The sequence below is a fragment of the Anatilimnocola aggregata genome (genome assembly GCF_007747655.1).
GTDB lineage: Bacteria > Planctomycetota > Planctomycetia > Pirellulales > Pirellulaceae > Anatilimnocola > Anatilimnocola aggregata.
The window spans coordinates 8,016,579-8,033,202 of sequence record NZ_CP036274.1; the positions used below are offsets into that span (position 1 = coordinate 8,016,579).

Consider the following 16,624-nt stretch of genomic DNA (forward strand, 5'->3'; position numbering starts at 1 on the left):
GCACTTGCTAAGGCTCTGCCCATGATTCGCACGCTGGTTGTTTCGACTCTCTTCGTTACTTTTGTCAGTGCCGCGCTTGGTCAACCGCCACAGTTGCCGGGCAAGTCCGACGCCGATACCACCTTCGACTTACCCGAAGTCTTGCAGCCCGCCAAGACGCGCAGCGAAGCTGCCGAAGACAAGCTAACCGCGGCCACACACTACGCGCAAAGTCGCCTGTTGCAGCAAAAGGGAGAGACACTCCTCGCCCTGCGGCACCTGCAACGTGCCTGGCGTTACGATCCCGAGACCGATTTTCTTCTGGCCGAAATTGTGCCGCTGGCCTTCGAAGCAAAACAGAGCGAAGCTGCTGCCCGCTATGCCGTACTTGCAGCCGAGCGCGATCCCAAGGACGCGCTGCTGGTGCGCCGGCTGGCCATCTATCTGACCGATAAGCAAGACTACACCCGCGCGCTGCGGATGTATGAAAAGTCGCTCGCCAAGGACGATCAGTTGCAAGCTGGTGTCCCCACCGACCTGGGCGCCGCCACAGTCTATGCCGAACTTGGCCGGCTTTACTTTCTCACCCAACAATATCAAAAATCAGCTGCAGCCTTCACAGCAGTCCGTCGCGCACTGGAAGAAGAGAAGTCGTCACTCGACGACAGCGCGAAGAAGTCGCTCATCGGCGAAGCAGCAATCACCTATGTCCTCTGGGGCGAGAGTTTTCTCGAAGCGGGCCAGCATGCCGACGCGGAGAAGGCCTTTCGCAAAGCCGATCTGGCCAAGCCCAATGCTCCGCTATTGGCCTTCCGCCTGGCGCGAGTCGCCGCAGCACAAGACAAGCGTGACGACGCCATCAAACTGTTGAACGAATACTTCGCCGCCAAGACCGCTGACAGCGGCCGCGCACCGTACGAATTACTCGCCAAGCTGCTTGGTCAGCAAGCGGCGAATCCGGCCGCAGCGCACGAACAATTGATCGCGCGCTTGCGCGAACTCCACCAGGAACAGCCCGAGAATCATCCCTTGGCACTTTCGCTGGCCAATGCCCTGTGGACGACCGGCAAGTTCGACGACGCTATTCCACTCCTCACCGCCACACTCGCTAAGCAGTCCGATACCGACAGTTCGCAAAAACTGATCGAGCATCATTGGCAGCAAAAAGAGTTTCGCGAATTGCTGGCCGCAGCGGGCCAACTGGCCGAGCGGAGTGGCTCGCTCGATTCGCTGGGCGAGCTACTAACGCGATTGCAAAAAGATACTGCCGCTGTCACCGCTTGCATCAAGGTCGCGCAAGAACAAGCTGCCCAAACCGATCCCAAGGCCAAGCACGCGCCCATTCTGGCCGCTGCGATCATCGCCCGCGGGGGCGGAAAGATGGAGGCTGCCGGCCAGTTGTTCCAAGCAGCGCTGGCGCTCGATCCGCCCAACAAAACCGAACTCCGCACGCAGTGGGCGCTGGGTCTGTTTCTCGAAGATAAGAACGACCTCGCTGCAGAGATGTTTCGCCAGGTCCTTGCCGCCGAACCGGCCCCGGGGAATCCGGCCGCCATTCGCTACTATCTGGCTGGCGCTTTGGAGATGCTCGGGCAGACCGATGCCGCCTTGCAGGAAATTGACAAGGCTTCGCAACTGCAGCCGACCAATCCGCGCTACGAAAGTCGTAAGGCCTGGATCCTCTATCACGCCAAACGCTGGCCCGCCGCCGCAGCCGAGTATGAGAAGTTTTTGGACAAGCATTCCGCCAAGCAACAAGCGGCCATGCGCGAGCAACTCCGTAGCGCGAAGCTGGCCCTTTCGAACATCGCGCTCGAGCAGGGTGACTTTCCTGCAGCTGTCGAATGGCTCGAACAGGTGCTCGATGAATATCCCGAAGATCCCGGGGCCTTGAACGACCTCGGCTATCTCTGGGCCGACCGCGGCTTGCATTTGCAGCGTGCCCTGCGCATGACACAGCAGGCCGTGGCGCTCGAACCAGACAATCACGCCTATCGCGACAGTCTGGGCTGGGCCTATTTTCAGTTGGGTCAATACGAAGAGGCTGCGCGCGAGTTAGCCGTTGCCGTACAGGAAGAGAATCCCGACGGGGTGCTGCTAGAGCACTATGCCGATGCCCTGCACAAGTTGGGCAAAACCACCGCGGCCCGCAGTCACTGGCAACGCGCCGCAGAGGCCTTTCAAAAAGCGGGCGAGACGCAAAAGCAAAACCGTGTGCAAGAAAAACTGAAAGCGTCGTCGTAATCTTCACGCTGAATTCGCACTGAAGTCGTCCCGCAGGGACGCTGCCTGTAGCCGGCTTCCCTGCGGGACGAATACAGGTGGAGCAGCCGCTTTGGAGCGAGCAATGCAACACCTCAATCCGCTTGAGTAACAAATTGGCAGATGACGGCTGGTGAATGGCGTTTCGCTAGCGGCGCGGGCCGTTGCCCCCCGCAGACCCGTTTGGGTTGGTTTGGTATCATCCAAGGTTGCTGATTTGGTTTGCAATTTCAGTACTCAATAGGAACGGTTCGATGTCTCGATTTGGATTGCTGATGGCCGCACTGGCCCCACTTTATTTTGCCTCGCTAGGAATCGCTCAAGTGCCAACTCCTCCAGGCGGCCAGCCCGCAGTCCGGGCACCACTTACCACGGTTAGTCAACAAGCCAGTTATGCGATTGGGCTCGACTTTGGTCAGCGGTTGTCGCGCGATGGTGCTGCTGTCGACCTCGAACCGATTTTGCGCGGCCTGCGCGATGGTTTGACCGGAACCAAGCCCGAACTGACCGACGAGCAGATTCAAGGCGCGATGGATAAGTTCCTGGCCGCCCTGCGTGCCAAGCGCGAAGAAGAGGCCAAGGGGGCGGGCAATAAGAACAAGAAGGATGGCGAAGCTTACCTGGCCGCGAACCTGCAAAAGCCCGGCGTGCAGCAGACCAAGAGCGGTCTGCAAGTCAAATCGCTGAAGGCTGGCACTGGTGCCTCGCCCAAAGCGACCGACACAGTCAAGGTGCACTATCACGGCATGCTGATCGACGGCACCGTGTTCGATAGCAGCGTCGAGCGCAAGGTTCCTGCCGAATTTCCCGTGAATCGCGTCATTCCCGGCTGGACCGAAGCCCTGCAGCTGATGAAGGTCGGCGACAAGGTGCAACTCACCATTCCCGCCGCGCTGGCCTATGGCGAAGAGGGGAGCGGCCCAATCCCGCCGAACTCGGTGCTGGTGTTCGATGTCGAACTGCTCGATATCGTGAAGTAGTCATGATTTCATCGTGCGGCGTGGACTAAAGTCCACGCTACAACAAGCGAAGACCTAGCGCGATGGCGTTTCTTACTGCTGCCAGCTTTCGCGCGATTGTCAGCGGGCAACAGCGAGGGTTGCTCGCAGGAACATTGCGCTCGCTGCTCAGTGCTGCCGAGCCCCTGTACGGTGCCGTCGTGGCCCAGAAGAATCGCCGGTTTGACTCTGGCGCACTGCAGGCAACCAAAGTCGACGCGCCAGTGATTAGCGTCGGCAATCTCACCGTTGGCGGTACCGGCAAAACGCCGCTGGTCGTTTGGCTGGCCAAGTGGTTTCGTCAGCAAGGACGAGATGTCACCCTCATCAGCCGCGGTTATGGCAAGCGGCAGGGGCCGAACGACGAAGCACTCGAAATCGCTGCTTCGCTCCCCGCTGTGCCGCAAATCCAAAATCCCGATCGAATTGCCGCAGCGCGCGAGGCCTTGCGCAACTCGCGCGCAGCAGTGCTGATTCTGGACGATGCATTTCAACATCGGCGGCTTGCTCGCAATCTGGATATTGTCCTGCTCGATGCACTCGAGCCATTCGGCTATGGTCACTTATTACCCCGTGGCTTGCTCCGCGAACCCATCGCCAGTCTTCAGCGCGCGCAGGTGATCGCCCTCTCGCGCGCCGGTGCCATATCCACGGAGCGACGCGCCGAGATTCGCGCAATCGTGGCGCAGCACGCGCCGCAGGCCGATTGGCTCGAACTAACGCACGCGCCTGTCGCGCTGATCGATCACTCGGGGCGTGAAGAAACGCTAACTGATTGGCGTGAGAAACCGTTAGCTGCCTTCGCCGGCATCGGCAATCCCGCGGGTTTTCAATTCACGCTAGCGCAATGCGGGCTGCAGATCGCTGCCTGGAAAGAATTCGCCGACCATCAAGCCTATGGCCCTGCCGAACAGCAGGCTCTCGCGAACTGGTTGAATGCGCACGGTTCACTTGCAGGAGTAATCTGCACGCATAAAGACCTGGTGAAGTTGCCTGTGAACTCAATTGGCAAGTTGCCGCTGCGGGCACTTAAGATCGCTCTGCAGATTACGAGCGGGCAGGATCGATTGGAGAATCGATTGCGAGAGTTGCTAATTGCCTCGGCAGGAGCGCGGTGAAATGCAGAGTCACCGCGCGTGAGGACTTACCGGGTACCGGTCAGATAGTCCGACTTCGGCGTGTACACCACTTGCAGCGAATTGAGGACTTCCACTCCCTCGACCGCAGCGCGGACAAGTTCCTGGGCCAACTGCTTGTGATAGAACGATTCGACATGGCCTCGCAGTACGATGCCGCTTCCTTCACGGTCGACCTGCAGTTTCCGCAGCACATAGATATTGCTGGACTGCAGTGCTGCACGTGCGTCGACGAGTTGGCTGACTGCCGCATCGTCGTTGACTAAAGACTCACGCCTGAGTGTTCGCGTTTGCATTCGATTCCTCCTTGCCCAGGCTTCCTCGCCTGGAACGATCTCATTCATATCGGCCGCGCGCCGCCTACTGCGCATTCCCGCCGAATTCCATAGACCTAACTGTAGGAATGGCCTGGAGGGTGTCAAGCTTCCGAGCTCGCTTTTACGCAATCTTGCCACATTTCTTTAAGTGCGACAGCACTTCGGCCGCTAGCAAGTCTGGCGTCTTCTCGCCAGATAATAGGTGAAGATCCGGCGTTAAAGGGGCCTCATAGGGGTCATGAATGCCCGTAAAATTTGGCAGCTCGCCGGCGCGGGCTTTCTTATACAACCCCTTGGGGTCGCGCGCTTCGCAAACCGCAAGTGGCGCATCGACGAACACCTCGATGAAATCTCCTACTTCCCCGCGCTCTTCCACCAACTTGCGCACGGCGTCTCGATCGGCCCGATAGGGGCTGACGAAGGCAGTCAGGGTGATCAGTCCGGCCGAGGCGAACAGTTCGGTCACCGCGCCAATGCGGCGAATGTTCTCGACGCGATCTTCGGGCGTGAAGGTCAGACCAAACCGCTTGGCAAATGCTTCGCCATAACTACTGAGCATTTGCGGCGACGCATTGAGCCCATGGCGCACGTTGTCGCCATCGAGCAGCATGCTGTGAGCGCCACGCTGATGCAGTTGACGATCGACTTCATTCGCGATCGTGCTCTTGCCGCAACCCGATAGCCCGGTGAACCACACGACGCAGCCTCGGTGGCCATTCAGTCTTTCGCGCTCGGCGCGCGTCACGCTGTGAGGATGCCAAACGACTTGCGTAGCGGATGATGGATCAGACAACTTACACCTTTTATGTAGTCTTGGCTTCAGCCGACACGCATGTTGAGCATCGCGTGGGCTAACGCCCACGCTACGAAATTTAGTGCAGTCCTGCAAACTCGCACAAGTTCACCGCGAGGACATTTTGGGGACAACTCCAGACGAGAAAAAAGAGGGCTTCGCGGCACCAGCGACCGGCGGAATGGGTCGCCACGAAACCGGCTCCTTTGGCAGCGACGAGCGCCGCCTGCGTGGCGCGCAGCGACAGGCTGTTTGCTCGTCCCCGCGCATCTTCGGCCGCGCACGGCTGCTCGCCCTCGGCCAACGCGAGTAAATCATGAATCAATTCGTTCAACTCGGCGCGCATGGCAGTGGCAGGTTCGGCGAGCATATTCCGCTGCTGCGCCTCTTGTTCGAGATAATCAAGCGCAGCGGTCGTCAATCCTGCCGCGAGAGTAGAGGTCTGCAGCCCGCCTGTTTTTGCGCCCAAACCTTGCTTCATCACGTTTTCGATCGGGCCCCCAAGGAGCCACTGGCGATTGACCAGCACCTCGTCGCAATGGACTTCGCCGGTGCGCGAAGCCGTCAGACTCACCAGTTCCGGAGCCGGCGGAATTCTTACGCCGGGCAAGTCGGTTGGCAGAGCAACGAGGATTTGCCGGCCGTCGACCAGCGTCGCGCCGAGCACAATCGATTGCGCATGCTCAGCGCCCGTCACCCAGGGTGAATACCCTGTCAACTTGAAGCCGCTGCTGGTTTCTTCTGCGCGCATCACCGGTTGCATATGCTGCCGGCTGGTGGTCAGGTGCGAGATGCCCACTGTGGCGAAGATTTGGCCATCAATTAAGGACGGCAATAGTTTTTGCCTCGCGAAGACATTGCCACTGGCCGCAATTCGCGTGCAAGCACCGACGCGCTGCGTGATGACAAAGGCCGTGGTGAGGCAGGCCGCACTCAGTTGTAAATAGCCGCGCAGCAAGTCGGCTTCGCTCCAACCTTGGCCACCTACTTCGGGCGGCAAGAACCACTCGTGCACGCCAGCTGCTGCACACAATTCCAACTGTTTAGCTGGCCAAGCTTGGGGCGCATTGAGCGTGGGAGCCAGTTCGCGCAAGCTCGCGCACAGTTGCGAGAGAGATTCATCGTGCGGCGAGGTAATGCGAGCCATCACCCGATTATAGCAACTGGGTCGTACCTGGGGCCGATTCTCGTTTGAGCCGCGCGAATGCGATACACTCTACGAACGTACTTGCAGTCAAACGCATTTAGCATCGTAGGGTGGGCCGAGCACTGCTCGGCCCACCCTAACCAACAAATTTCGCACGTGAATGGTGGGCCTCGTTTCACTCGGCCCACCCTACGTTCACCGTGACCCTCCATTGAGCTCACCCATGCCCGTCACCATCGATCAGATCTTTGTCGAAACACCTCAGTACGAAGAAGTAGCCCGCGAATACGCCGAGCTCGAAGCTTCCTTCGCCCGCGCCAAGACCGCCGAACAGACGGCGGAGGTCGTTCATCGCTGGGATCAGATTCGCCGCCGCTTGGAAACGTGGGGCGCGCTCGTCTCGTTGCGGTTCAATCAAGACACGCGCAACGAAGAATACAAAAAGGAGCGCGAGTACAGCGACGAACTCCAGCCACGGCTGACCGACCTGGATGTCAAGATCAAGCGGCTCCTACTCGCTAGTCCGCATCGGGGGGCCCTCGAACAAAAGTACGGCACCCAGGCGTTTGCCCTGTGGTCTGCCGATGTGATGACGTTCGAGCCAGCCATTCAAGACCACCTGGTTCGCGAGGCCAAGCTGCAGGCCGAGTATGGCGAAGTGATGGCGACCGCCAAGTTACAGTTCCGGGGCGAAACGCTCAATCATTCGGCGATTGTCAAGTTTCGCGAAGATCCCGACCGAGCCACGCGGCACGAAGCCGAGCAAGTCCGCTGGCAATGGTACGCCGATAATCGCCCGCAGCTCGACCGAATCTATACCGACATGGTGAACCTGCGCCACGAGATGGCCCGCACGCTGAAGTTCAACAATTTCGTCGAACTGGGTTACCAGCGGATGAAGCGAGTCGATTACAACGCGGCCGATGTCGCCCTTTTTCGCGACGAAGTCCGCAAGTATGTCGTGCCATTGGCCGTTGAGTTGCGCAAGAAGCAGGCCAAAGACCTGGGCGTCGACAAACTCATGTTTTGGGACGACGCCATTCACGACGCGCAAGGCAATCCCGCGCCTCAGGGCGACCACGATTGGATGGTCGAGCGGGCGCACGAAATGTTCGCCGCGATGGGCCCCGAGCTGGCCGACTTCTTTCGCTTGATGACGACCGCCAAGCTGACCGACCTGAAGAACCGCGAAGGGAAAAGCCCGGGCGGCTTCTGCACGTCGTTCCCCTCGTATGGCTTGCCGTACATCTTTGCCAACTTCAACGGCACCAAGCACGACGTCGAAGTCTTCACGCACGAAGTAGGGCACGCCTATCAGGGCTACCTCAGCCGCGAGCAACCGCTGAGTGACTATCTCTGGCCAACGTACGAGTCGTGCGAGATCCACTCGATGGGGCTCGAGTTCCTCACCTGGCCGCACATGGAAAAGTTCTTCGGTGCCGATGCCGAACGGTTCCGTCGCATCCATCTCACCCAAGGCCTGCTGTTCCTGCCCTATGGCGTGGCCGTCGATCACTTTCAACACTTGGTTTATGAGAAGCCCGAAGCGACCGCGGCCGAGCGGCATGGCATGTGGCAGGAAGTGGAACGAATGTATTTGCCGTGGCGCGACTACGGCGACTTGCCCCACGTCGTCGATGGCGGCTTTTGGCAATTCCAACGGCACATTTATCTTCACCCGTTTTATTACATCGACTATACGCTGGCGCAAACCTGCGCGCTGCAGCTGTGGGTCCGTTCGCGTAAAGATCCGCAGAAGACGCTCGACGACTACAACGCCCTGTGCCGTCGCGGTGGCGAAGCTCCCTTCCAAGCCCTGGCACGCGGTGCCGGTCTGATCAGTCCCTTCGAACCGGGCTGCCTGCGCGATGTCGTCGAGCAGGCCCGCGTGGTGCTAGCGGAAGGAAAGCAGGGCTAACGGGACGCAGCACGGAAGGGGTGAAGAGAAGGGAGTATGATGAAGTCGCGCCTCAACCTCGCTCACGCGTCGGGCTATGTAATACAACTGCAAACTCCAAACTCCATCCCTGCCGAACTGCATTGAAACTTAAACTCCCGCACTCCTAACCTCCCGCCGGTACCCATCATGCCTAGCCGTCGTGCGATTGTTTGGTTGACGTTATTGTTTTCCCCGCTCGTGGCTGTTGCTGCCGAGCCCGACCGGAGCCCGGTCGACTTGGTGCTCGGTCCCGATGAATCGTGGCTGGTGACAATCAATCAGACGAGCGACACCGCGTCGCTCGTTCGCACCAGCGACGGCCAGGTGCTGCACGAGTTGGCCATCGGCGATCATCCCACCGGCATCTGCCTGCTGCCCAGCGGCCACGAAGTGCTGATCGCCTGTCATCACTCGGGCGAATTGCAACGGCTGCAAATCGTGGGAGATAAATTGAACCTGGTGAGCCAGCTGGCTGTCGGCTATTTGCCGCACAGCGTGGTGACGACCAAGGATGGCAAGACAGCTTATGTTTCGCTGCTGGCATCGGCTGAAGTGGCCATTGTCGATCTCGCCAAGAACGAAGTAACCGAAAAGATCACCGTGGGCCGTTGGCCGCGCAATTTGGCGCTATCGGCCGACGGCAACACGCTGGCTGTGGCGGCGAGTGGCGACCGGGGCATTTCAGTCGTCGATCTGCCGACCAGGAAGCAGAAGTTCCACGAAACGTTCATGGGGCTGAATATCGGCCAGTTGCAGATCGGCAAAGATCAGCAGCACGTCTACACCACATGGATGACCTACCGTGGCTTTCCGCTCAACATCTCGAACATTCGCCAGGGCTGGGTACTCGCCAGTCGCGTGGGGCGCGTGCGGCTCGATGGTCCCGCGCGGCGCGAAGCAATGGCGCTTGATCCGCGCGGCCGGGCGATTGCCGATCCTTATGGCTTTGCGCTCACCAGCGATGAACAGCGGATGATCGTCGCCGCCGGGGGCACGCACGAACTGCTCGTCTATCGCGCGCACGATCTCCCGCTGAAGGCAATCGGCAGCGACGACCATGTTCCCGACGATGTGCTCCGCGATCGCGACCGCTTCGACCGCATCGAGCTCGGCGGCCGCCCTCAAGGGTTGAAGATCGCCAAGGATGATAAGTCGGTTTACGTCGCCAACTACTTTTCCAATTCGGTGCAGGTGGTTGATATCGTCGGCAAGACGGTGACGAAAACCTTCGCGCTTGGCGGGCCCGACAAACCGTCACTCGCGCGGCAGGGAGAAACCATTTTTCACGATGCCCGCCGCAGTCTCGATCAGTGGTACAGCTGTGCCACCTGCCACGTCGATGGCGGCACCAACAGCATTCCCATGGACACCCTCAATGACAACACCAACTTCACCAGCAAGACGGTCCTGCCTCTTTATCACCTGGCCGACACCGCTCCCTGGACCTGGCACGGCTGGCAAAAAGATCTCTCCGCCGCGATGCGCAAGAGCCTCATCGACACCATGCACGGCCCCGTCCCGAACGACGACGACGTCGCCGCCGTCCTCGCCTATCTGCGCGAACTCAAGCCCGCCCCCAATCCGTTCGTCGCCAAAGATGGCCAACTCACGGCGGCGCAACAACGGGGGCAGCAGCTCTTCACCGGCAAAGTGGGCAACTGCATCCAGTGCCACACCGGCCCGCACTTCACCGACGGCCAGGTTCACGAAGTGGGACTCGAATCGAGCAAAGACTATTACCGCGGCTACAACACTCCCACGCTCCGCAACGTCTACCTCAAGACCACCCTCCTTCACGACGGCCGCTCCGCCACGCTCGCCGACGTCCTCCGCGAGCCCCACTCCCCCGACAAAGTTGCCGGTGAGAGAGCTTTGACTGAGGAGGAGATTAGAGATTTGGTGGAGTATTTAAAGACGTTGTAGGTAGTGAGATCGCCGGGTGCCTGTCGTTTTGCGGAGCAAAACACAGTGAAGTGTGAGTTGATACGGATTGGCTCTGGCGGCAAAGGTCTGCTAAAAAAGCTGGGCCAGTATGGTTGATTGGCCGGAGTGGTTCGAGCTGCTGCTGTGTTTTGCTCCGCAAAACGACAGGCACCCAACTTCAGTGCCGGTAGGCATCCCATTGCAAAGGTTGACAGGCACTCAAATACGTGCAGCGAAGCCACCTGCCAATCAGCTTTCAGCAGCCATCGATTCGTTCCCTCACTCAAGAGTGCGGTATGCGTGGCCGGCCCCAGCGTGTTCACCGACAGGACTTCAATACCCCAGGACATGCGCACGAGCTGACGTTCTCTTGCTATCGCAGGTTCAATTTCTTGAAAGCGGAACGAACTTGTAACTGGCTCGTTGAATCAATCGAGCGGGCTCGTGTGAAACACGATTTCGACCTCTGGGCCTTTGTGATCATGCCCAATCATGCACATGTGATTGTGCGGCCAAGACCCGAGAAGTATCGAATCGGCAGGATCAGGTCCGGCATCAAACTGCCGGTGGCAAAACAGGCGATTCAGTTTCTTATTGATAACGAATCGCCTTGGCTGGAGCGAATCACACGACGACGCGGACATCGCACCGAGCGATTGTTTTGGCAATCGGGAGGTGGCTATGATCGCAATATCACCAATGGCAAGACGCTGCTCAAAATGATTGAGTACTTGCACGACAACCCAGTCCGCAAGGAATGGTGCCAGAGGGGAAGTGAGTGGAAGTGGTCGAGTGCGGCCTTCTATGAAGGTGGTAAGTCGCCGCTGACTCCCGACCCCATTCCAGCCGAATGGTTGACTGATACCTGAGCTTGGAGAGCTGTCGGTGGCATTGGGTGCCTATCGTTTTCCGCAGTAAAGCAGAGCGAAGTGGCCGAGTTGGTTTGAACAGCTGCTGTGTTTTGCTGCGATTGAGAACCTAACATCGGCTCACATTGCCAGTTAAGTGGCCTTGGCCGTTGTGATGCTGTGCGGAATGAGGTTCATCCCGGTGTAGAGCACGCTTTCGCCGTTCTCAGTCACTTCGACACCTAGTTTTTGAACATGCTTGCTCAACTGCTCCAAGCACAGCTTGCGGCTCACTCGTCTTTCCCCGTTTTGCTCGCAGTGAACGGAGTAAGCAGAGAGGATTTTGGCCCGCGTGATTTTGGCCCCACGTCCACCCACGCGGAGCTTGGTTTTCAGCCACTTTTCGAAGCTTCCTCCGCTTCGCGGATTAGCAAGGGAGGTATCGTTCAAAGGCTTGGCTTGTTTCAACACCCGAATCACCAACTGCAAGCCGAACTTTCTCCCGCCTGAGCACACGTTACTTTTAGATTCAACCAGCTTCCGATGAATCTCTCGCAGGCTGAACCCTTTAGCCCTTAAATCACAGATTAAGTCGATGGTGGTCTGGGGAAGCTCACGAAAGAACACTCTGTTCTTGTTGCCTCTAGCCCCAAACATGCGACAGTTGTAAACATGACTCAAGCTAAGTATATCTTGAATAAGTTCAGCTTGATAATCGACAGATTCTTCAGTCTCAGTTTGGATTATGGTGATTCCTTTGGACTCACAAATCGTCTTTATTAAATCGAATCCCTGTCTTACAAGACGTTCACGATAAGTGATTATTAAAAAACCATTGTTGAACTTGTTGTCGATAATGTCCCGAACCATTTTCGTCAGAACACTTGAGTTGTAATTTAAGCCGGAGGTCGTCCGGACGTACTTGTGGATAGTGCAGCCGTCCTTTCCCCACTTCTCTTTTGCGAATGCCTCTAGGCGTTCAACTTGACGTTGTAAATCAGCTTTCTGAGAACTGGTTGAAACTCGCGCAACTAATAGCACAGCAGGCCGCGTGGGTTCATTGGAATCTCCCTGAACTGATTTCCCCTGCTCTAATCCGAGCCACTCGTGAACGTCCTCTAATCTGAAACGTCGGTGGCTCTTTCCGTCGAAGCTGGCCGCATTCAGCCTATAGCTTCGCAACCGGCCAGCGTTCGCCGCGTTTCTCGCCGTGTTGACGTGAACTTTGAACCTCCTGCTGAGTTCACCGATTGAAAGCCACTCCGTTGCGGTCCCTGATTCTGCGTTGATAGACTGGTAGCCAGACATTGCTTGCTCCATACGCAAGTGATGTTCAGGCGGGAGTGAGTGCTTGTAACACTTGCTCTCGCCGCTTTCATTTACGGGGCCAGCTAGAGAGCCGAACCCAGCGAAGGAAACGCCCCTCGCCGCTAGATTATGGGGAATGAAGCAAGAGAGAATGGCTCAAAAAACCTGCCATCGGCTCACAACGGCCACTCTTGCCTGCCATGTTCAGCCCGCTCCGCAAAACGACAGGCACCCAGCTTCGTAATTACAAGTCGACCGGAATGTACCCAAGACGGCAGAGAGAGAAACTACCCCTTCACCTGGCTGGCGGCGAAGTGGGCGGCGAGACGTTCGCGGGAAAGGGGCTTGTTGAAGATGGCGAGGTCTCGCAGGCGGCCTTGCAGGGCGAACAAGGCGTCGCTGCGGGTGGCGGCGTACAGAGTGCGGGTGGTGAACTGTTTGGCGAGCGACCCGCTGAGCTCGGGCTGGGCGAAGTTGCCGTTGAGATAGACACTCACGTGTTCGCCCTCGCGGACCAGAGCCACGTGATACCAACGGTCGACTTCCAGCTTGGTCTTGCCAACGAGCAGGCCGCGCGGTGAATCGTCGCCGTTAAAGACGATCAACTTTCCTTGCAGCGACTGCTGAGGATTGAACGTGCCGCCAATTCCCAAGTGCTCGCCGCGGTCGCGGTCAGCACCGGCCGCTGCACCCTCGCGGCTGAACATATAGCCTGTCACCGGCAAGCGATCGACGGCCAGCGAATTCAAAAAGCAGAACTCGACGGTGTAGTTGTCGGCCCAGTCGCGCACATCAGCCTTCACGCGCTGATCGCCGGTCGCGACATCGCCCAGGTAGGCAGCCGGCGTGCGACCGCTGGGCAATTCCACGCTGCTATTGGTCGCACTGCTGCCGACCAGGTCGCGGGCACTTTTGCCACTCCGTTCTTGCAGCGGCCAATAGGCCAGCGGTGCATCGGCGAGAATCGCACTGTTGGGCTGCGAAACCAATTGCTCGGCCGGTTGCACCGAATCGTTGTCGTTGGGCTGGGCTTCGCCGCGGAGGATATCGTCGACAGGGCGGCCGTGGGCAATGGTGTGCGGCCGCTGTTCGCGGTCGTGGACCACGCCGTGCGGATCGACTCCGAGCAAATGAAAAATCGTGGCCGTCACATCGGCGGGCCCGACGGGATTATCGGCCGGATAGGCGGCGTGCTTGTCCGAGGCACCATAGACTTGCCCACCGGGAACTCCGCCACCGGCGAGCCAGACCGTGTTGCACGGGCCCCAGTGATCGCGCCCCGCATTGCCGTTGATCTTCGGCGTGCGACCGAACTCGCTCGACCAGACAATCAGCGTATCGTCGAGCAAGCCACGATCATGCAAATCGCTCAGCAGCGTGGCCACGGGCTGATCGATCTGCGGCACCAGCCGTTCTTTCAGCTGCTTGAAGTTCTGGCCGTGCGTGTCCCAGGTCGTATCGACCCCCGGCATGTCGCGGTGCCAATAGACAGTGACCAACCGCACGCCCGCTTCGAGCATCCGCCGCGCGAGCAACAAGCTTTGCCCAAAGGTTCCCTTGCCGTACCGTTCGCGCAGGGGCTGCGGTTCGCGCGCCAGGTCGAACGCTTCGCGGGCCTTGGTCGAATTCACCAGGTCGGCGGCCTGTTGATAGTACTCGTTCATCGCGTGGACGCGCCGGCTGGCGTCGAGCCCCGCAGCCGCTTCGCCCATCAGTTGCCGCAAGTGCTGGCGACCGGCGACGCGGACCGGATCGATTCCTTTGCGCAGGGCCACCGCATCGATCTTGAAGTTCGGCAAGTCGGGATGCTGGTCGATGGTGAACGGATCGTACTTGCTGCCCAGCATGCCGCCGTTCTGCCCCGGGACAATGGCCCCGGCAGTGGTCGCGATGCGATCGGGGAGCGAGACAAAAGGGGGCATGCTCGCCTGGCTGGGGAGCAGCTTGTTCAGGACCGAACCGAGATGCGGATGATCGCTGGGGGAAGCCCCAAAATTTTCGGCAGCCAGGCGATGCTTGTGCCCGGTAAGCATCCAGTGGGCACCGGTCGAGTGATTGTTGTCGGTGTGCGTGACCGAGCGGATGAGGGCGACCTTATCCATCTGCTGCGCGAGGTTCGGCATTAGCTCGCTGATTTGCAGGCCGGGGACGTTCGTCGAGCGGGGCGAAAACTCGCCGCGAATGGTCGATGGCGCGTTCGGCTTCATGTCCCACAGGTCTTGATGCGCGGGACCACCCCACATGAACATCAGCAAGCAGCGCTTTGCCTTGCCAAAGCCAGGCCCATGCGCAGCGGCCGCCGCTTGCGGCAGGAGTAACGACGGCAGCGAGAGACCCAGCGGCGCGAGCGCACCGACTTGCAGCATGGCTCGTCGCGAGACACGGTCGCACAGCGGAGTCGAATTACCGAGAAGTTCGAGCATTGTCAGTCTCCGGCTTCTCTTAAGTGGCATAGGCTTCCAGCCTGTGATGCCAACTCGTCCTGACAGGCTGGAAGCCTATCCCACTAAGCAAACAAAGCGGTGATCGGTTCGCCGGCGTAAACGGCGTGTGGTCGGCCGTCGCGGTCGTGCAACTTCGCGCCGGCTTCAATGCCCAGGGCATGCAACATGGTCGCGGCATAGTCGTGCGGCGAGCAGGCGTTCGTCGCCGGATAGGCCGCGTGGCGATCGCTACTGCCGTAGATCGCACCGCCGGCGATTCCCGCGCCAGCCAGCAGCCCGCTGTAACAGTAGGGCCAATGTTCGCGACCGGTGCCGTTGGTGGTCTGCGGCTTGCGACCAAACTCGCCGACCCAAGCCACGAGCGTATCCTCAAGCAGGCCGCGGTCACTCAAGTCGGTCAGGAGTGCCGTGAGGGCGCGGTCTGCGGGAGGGATGAGGTCATCCTTCAAGCGGTTGAAGTTGTTGCCGTGCGTGTCCCAAAAGTTGCGGCCGTCGTCGTGCCAGTTGATGTTCACCAGTGGCACGCCATGCTCCAGCAATCTTCGTCCCAGCAGCACGCTTTGGCCGTGAATGTTTCGGCCGTAACGCTCGCGCGTCTCGGCCGATTCCTTGGCCAGGTTGAAGGCCTCGCGGACTTTGGGCGAAGCCAGCAGATCAAGCGCGCGGGCCTGATGCTGAGTCATGGCCGCTGGTCGCGGGAGCGCATCGAAGGCGGCCCGCTGAGCATCGATCTGCTGCAACAGTTGATAGCGACTGTGGAGCGTCTCGGGAGTCACGCCTGGCGGCAGTTCGATCGCCGGCAACTTCCAATCAGCTTTGTTCGGGTCGCCGGTGGCCAGCAGGGGATCGTAAGTGGGGCCGAGCCAACCGCCGTGCTGACCGGGGGCTTGTCCGCCGGGTGCGGCGGGATGAAAGACCTTCCAGGGCAACATGACGAAGGGTGGCACCGCCGATTGCGGTGGACGAAGCTTGCTCAGGACCGAACCGATGTGCGGCGTATCGCGCGAGCTGGGGGGCGTGGCATCGCTGCGCACGACCGGCGCGAGATGCCCCGTCACGCAAGTGTGTCCGCTGGAGAGGTGGGCCGGATCGTTATGCGAGAGCGAGCGAATGACCGCGACCTGATCCATCACGCCGGCCAGCTGCTTGAAGTGCTCGCTGATGTGCAGCCCGGGAACCTTGGTGCTGATGGGCTGAAACGGGCCGCGAATATCGGCGGGGGCGTTGGGCTTCAAGTCGAACGTATCGAGCTGGCTCGGGCCGCCCCACATGAACAGGAAGATGCAGCGCTTGGCCTTGCCAAAACCTGGGAGCAAGCGATTTGCTGTCCCCGTGAAATCGGCCCGCGCTTGATTGGCCGCTTGATGGGCAAACAGGGCCGGCAAGCCCAGCCCCAGCAGACTCGCAGCCCCGGCCTGCACCACCGCTCGCCGCGAAGTTTGCAGCGCGCGAAACTCCGCGCAGGCTCGATCGTGCTTCGCGCTCTTAGGCATGCGGAGGTTTCTCGCGGGGTGGGAAGTGTGTTGGGTG

At 59.5% G+C, this 16,624-nt stretch carries 12 protein-coding genes; 6 read left to right on the forward strand and 6 right to left on the reverse strand.

Annotated features, from left to right (window positions below; genetic code table 11):
* The first annotated feature begins 21 nt into the window (after window positions 1-21).
* The 3 genes from ETAA8_RS30520 (at window position 22) to lpxK (ending at window position 4,357) form a co-directional block, all read left to right on the forward strand.
* On the forward strand, window positions 22-2,223 hold the full coding sequence (locus ETAA8_RS30520; RefSeq protein WP_145097995.1) for a tetratricopeptide repeat protein: 2,202 nt from the start codon (window positions 22-24) through the stop codon (window positions 2,221-2,223).
* A 272-nt stretch (window positions 2,224-2,495) separates the two neighbouring features.
* Window positions 2,496-3,221, forward strand: a complete 726-nt coding sequence (locus ETAA8_RS30525) for an FKBP-type peptidyl-prolyl cis-trans isomerase (protein WP_145097997.1) — start codon at window positions 2,496-2,498, stop codon at window positions 3,219-3,221.
* A 62-nt stretch (window positions 3,222-3,283) separates the two neighbouring features.
* Entirely contained in the window at window positions 3,284-4,357 is a 1,074-nt protein-coding gene (lpxK, locus tag ETAA8_RS30530; RefSeq protein ID WP_145098001.1) for a tetraacyldisaccharide 4'-kinase, read from the forward strand.
* A gap of 26 nt (window positions 4,358-4,383) precedes the next feature.
* Here lpxK and ETAA8_RS30535 read toward each other — a convergent pair whose 3' ends face one another.
* From ETAA8_RS30535 to ETAA8_RS30545, 3 genes are all read right to left on the reverse strand, one after another.
* Window positions 4,384-4,671, reverse strand: coding sequence for a BON domain-containing protein (locus ETAA8_RS30535; RefSeq protein ID WP_238397618.1), 288 nt, complete (start codon window positions 4,669-4,671; stop codon window positions 4,384-4,386).
* Window positions 4,672-4,813: 142 nt separating this feature from the next.
* Window positions 4,814-5,485 carry an adenylyl-sulfate kinase gene (gene cysC, locus ETAA8_RS30540; RefSeq protein ID WP_145098004.1) on the reverse strand — a complete coding sequence of 224 codons (672 nt, stop codon included), beginning with the start codon at window positions 5,483-5,485 and terminating at the stop codon, window positions 4,814-4,816.
* A gap of 79 nt (window positions 5,486-5,564) precedes the next feature.
* Window positions 5,565-6,632 (reverse strand): acyl-CoA dehydrogenase family protein, encoded by a 1,068-nt coding sequence (locus ETAA8_RS30545; RefSeq protein ID WP_145098007.1) that lies wholly within the window; start codon window positions 6,630-6,632, stop codon window positions 5,565-5,567.
* Between the two features lie 223 nt (window positions 6,633-6,855).
* On the opposite strand from ETAA8_RS30545, the gene ETAA8_RS30550 reads away from it, so the two are divergent.
* The 3 genes from ETAA8_RS30550 to ETAA8_RS30560 all read left to right on the forward strand — a co-directional run bounded on the left by ETAA8_RS30550 (window position 6,856) and on the right by ETAA8_RS30560 (window position 11,363).
* Window positions 6,856-8,550: a M3 family oligoendopeptidase gene (locus tag ETAA8_RS30550; protein ID WP_145098010.1), complete on the forward strand. Its 1,695-nt coding sequence runs from the start codon at window positions 6,856-6,858 to the stop codon at window positions 8,548-8,550.
* Between the two features lie 168 nt (window positions 8,551-8,718).
* Entirely contained in the window at window positions 8,719-10,494 is a 1,776-nt protein-coding gene (locus ETAA8_RS30555) for a cytochrome c peroxidase (protein ID WP_145098013.1), read from the forward strand.
* Between the two features lie 296 nt (window positions 10,495-10,790).
* Window positions 10,791-11,363 (forward strand): REP-associated tyrosine transposase, encoded by a 573-nt coding sequence (locus tag ETAA8_RS30560; protein ID WP_145098016.1) that lies wholly within the window; start codon window positions 10,791-10,793, stop codon window positions 11,361-11,363.
* 132 nt (window positions 11,364-11,495) lie between these two features.
* Here ETAA8_RS30560 and ETAA8_RS30565 read toward each other — a convergent pair whose 3' ends face one another.
* From ETAA8_RS30565 to ETAA8_RS30575, 3 genes are all read right to left on the reverse strand, one after another.
* The gene (locus ETAA8_RS30565; protein WP_202921364.1) at window positions 11,496-12,650 is read right to left on the reverse strand and encodes an IS607 family transposase; all 1,155 of its coding nucleotides are present in this window, start codon (window positions 12,648-12,650) and stop codon (window positions 11,496-11,498) included.
* Between the two features lie 287 nt (window positions 12,651-12,937).
* Window positions 12,938-15,073, reverse strand: a complete 2,136-nt coding sequence (locus ETAA8_RS30570) for a DUF1501 domain-containing protein (RefSeq protein ID WP_202921365.1) — start codon at window positions 15,071-15,073, stop codon at window positions 12,938-12,940.
* 83 nt (window positions 15,074-15,156) lie between these two features.
* Window positions 15,157-16,587, reverse strand: coding sequence for a DUF1501 domain-containing protein (locus ETAA8_RS30575; RefSeq protein WP_145098024.1), 1,431 nt, complete (start codon window positions 16,585-16,587; stop codon window positions 15,157-15,159).
* Window positions 16,588-16,624: the final 37 nt, after the last annotated feature.

What these genes read in the sequence shown, in the direction of transcription:
- ETAA8_RS30520 (WP_145097995.1), top strand. Translation starts at nt 22, where the DNA reads ATGATTCGCACGCTGGTTGTTTCGACTCTCTTCGTTACTTTTGTCAGT.
- ETAA8_RS30525 (WP_145097997.1), top strand. Translation starts at nt 2,496, where the DNA reads ATGTCTCGATTTGGATTGCTGATGGCCGCACTGGCCCCACTTTATTTT.
- lpxK (WP_145098001.1), top strand. Translation starts at nt 3,284, where the DNA reads ATGGCGTTTCTTACTGCTGCCAGCTTTCGCGCGATTGTCAGCGGGCAA.
- ETAA8_RS30535 (WP_238397618.1), bottom strand. Translation starts at nt 4,671, where the DNA reads ATGCAAACGCGAACACTCAGGCGTGAGTCTTTAGTCAACGACGATGCG.
- ETAA8_RS30545 (WP_145098007.1), bottom strand. Translation starts at nt 6,632, where the DNA reads ATGGCTCGCATTACCTCGCCGCACGATGAATCTCTCTCGCAACTGTGC.
- ETAA8_RS30550 (WP_145098010.1), top strand. Translation starts at nt 6,856, where the DNA reads ATGCCCGTCACCATCGATCAGATCTTTGTCGAAACACCTCAGTACGAA.
- ETAA8_RS30555 (WP_145098013.1), top strand. Translation starts at nt 8,719, where the DNA reads ATGCCTAGCCGTCGTGCGATTGTTTGGTTGACGTTATTGTTTTCCCCG.
- ETAA8_RS30560 (WP_145098016.1), top strand. Translation starts at nt 10,791, where the DNA reads ATGCGTGGCCGGCCCCAGCGTGTTCACCGACAGGACTTCAATACCCCA.
- ETAA8_RS30565 (WP_202921364.1), bottom strand. Translation starts at nt 12,650, where the DNA reads ATGTCTGGCTACCAGTCTATCAACGCAGAATCAGGGACCGCAACGGAG.
- ETAA8_RS30570 (WP_202921365.1), bottom strand. Translation starts at nt 15,073, where the DNA reads ATGCTCGAACTTCTCGGTAATTCGACTCCGCTGTGCGACCGTGTCTCG.
- ETAA8_RS30575 (WP_145098024.1), bottom strand. Translation starts at nt 16,587, where the DNA reads ATGCCTAAGAGCGCGAAGCACGATCGAGCCTGCGCGGAGTTTCGCGCG.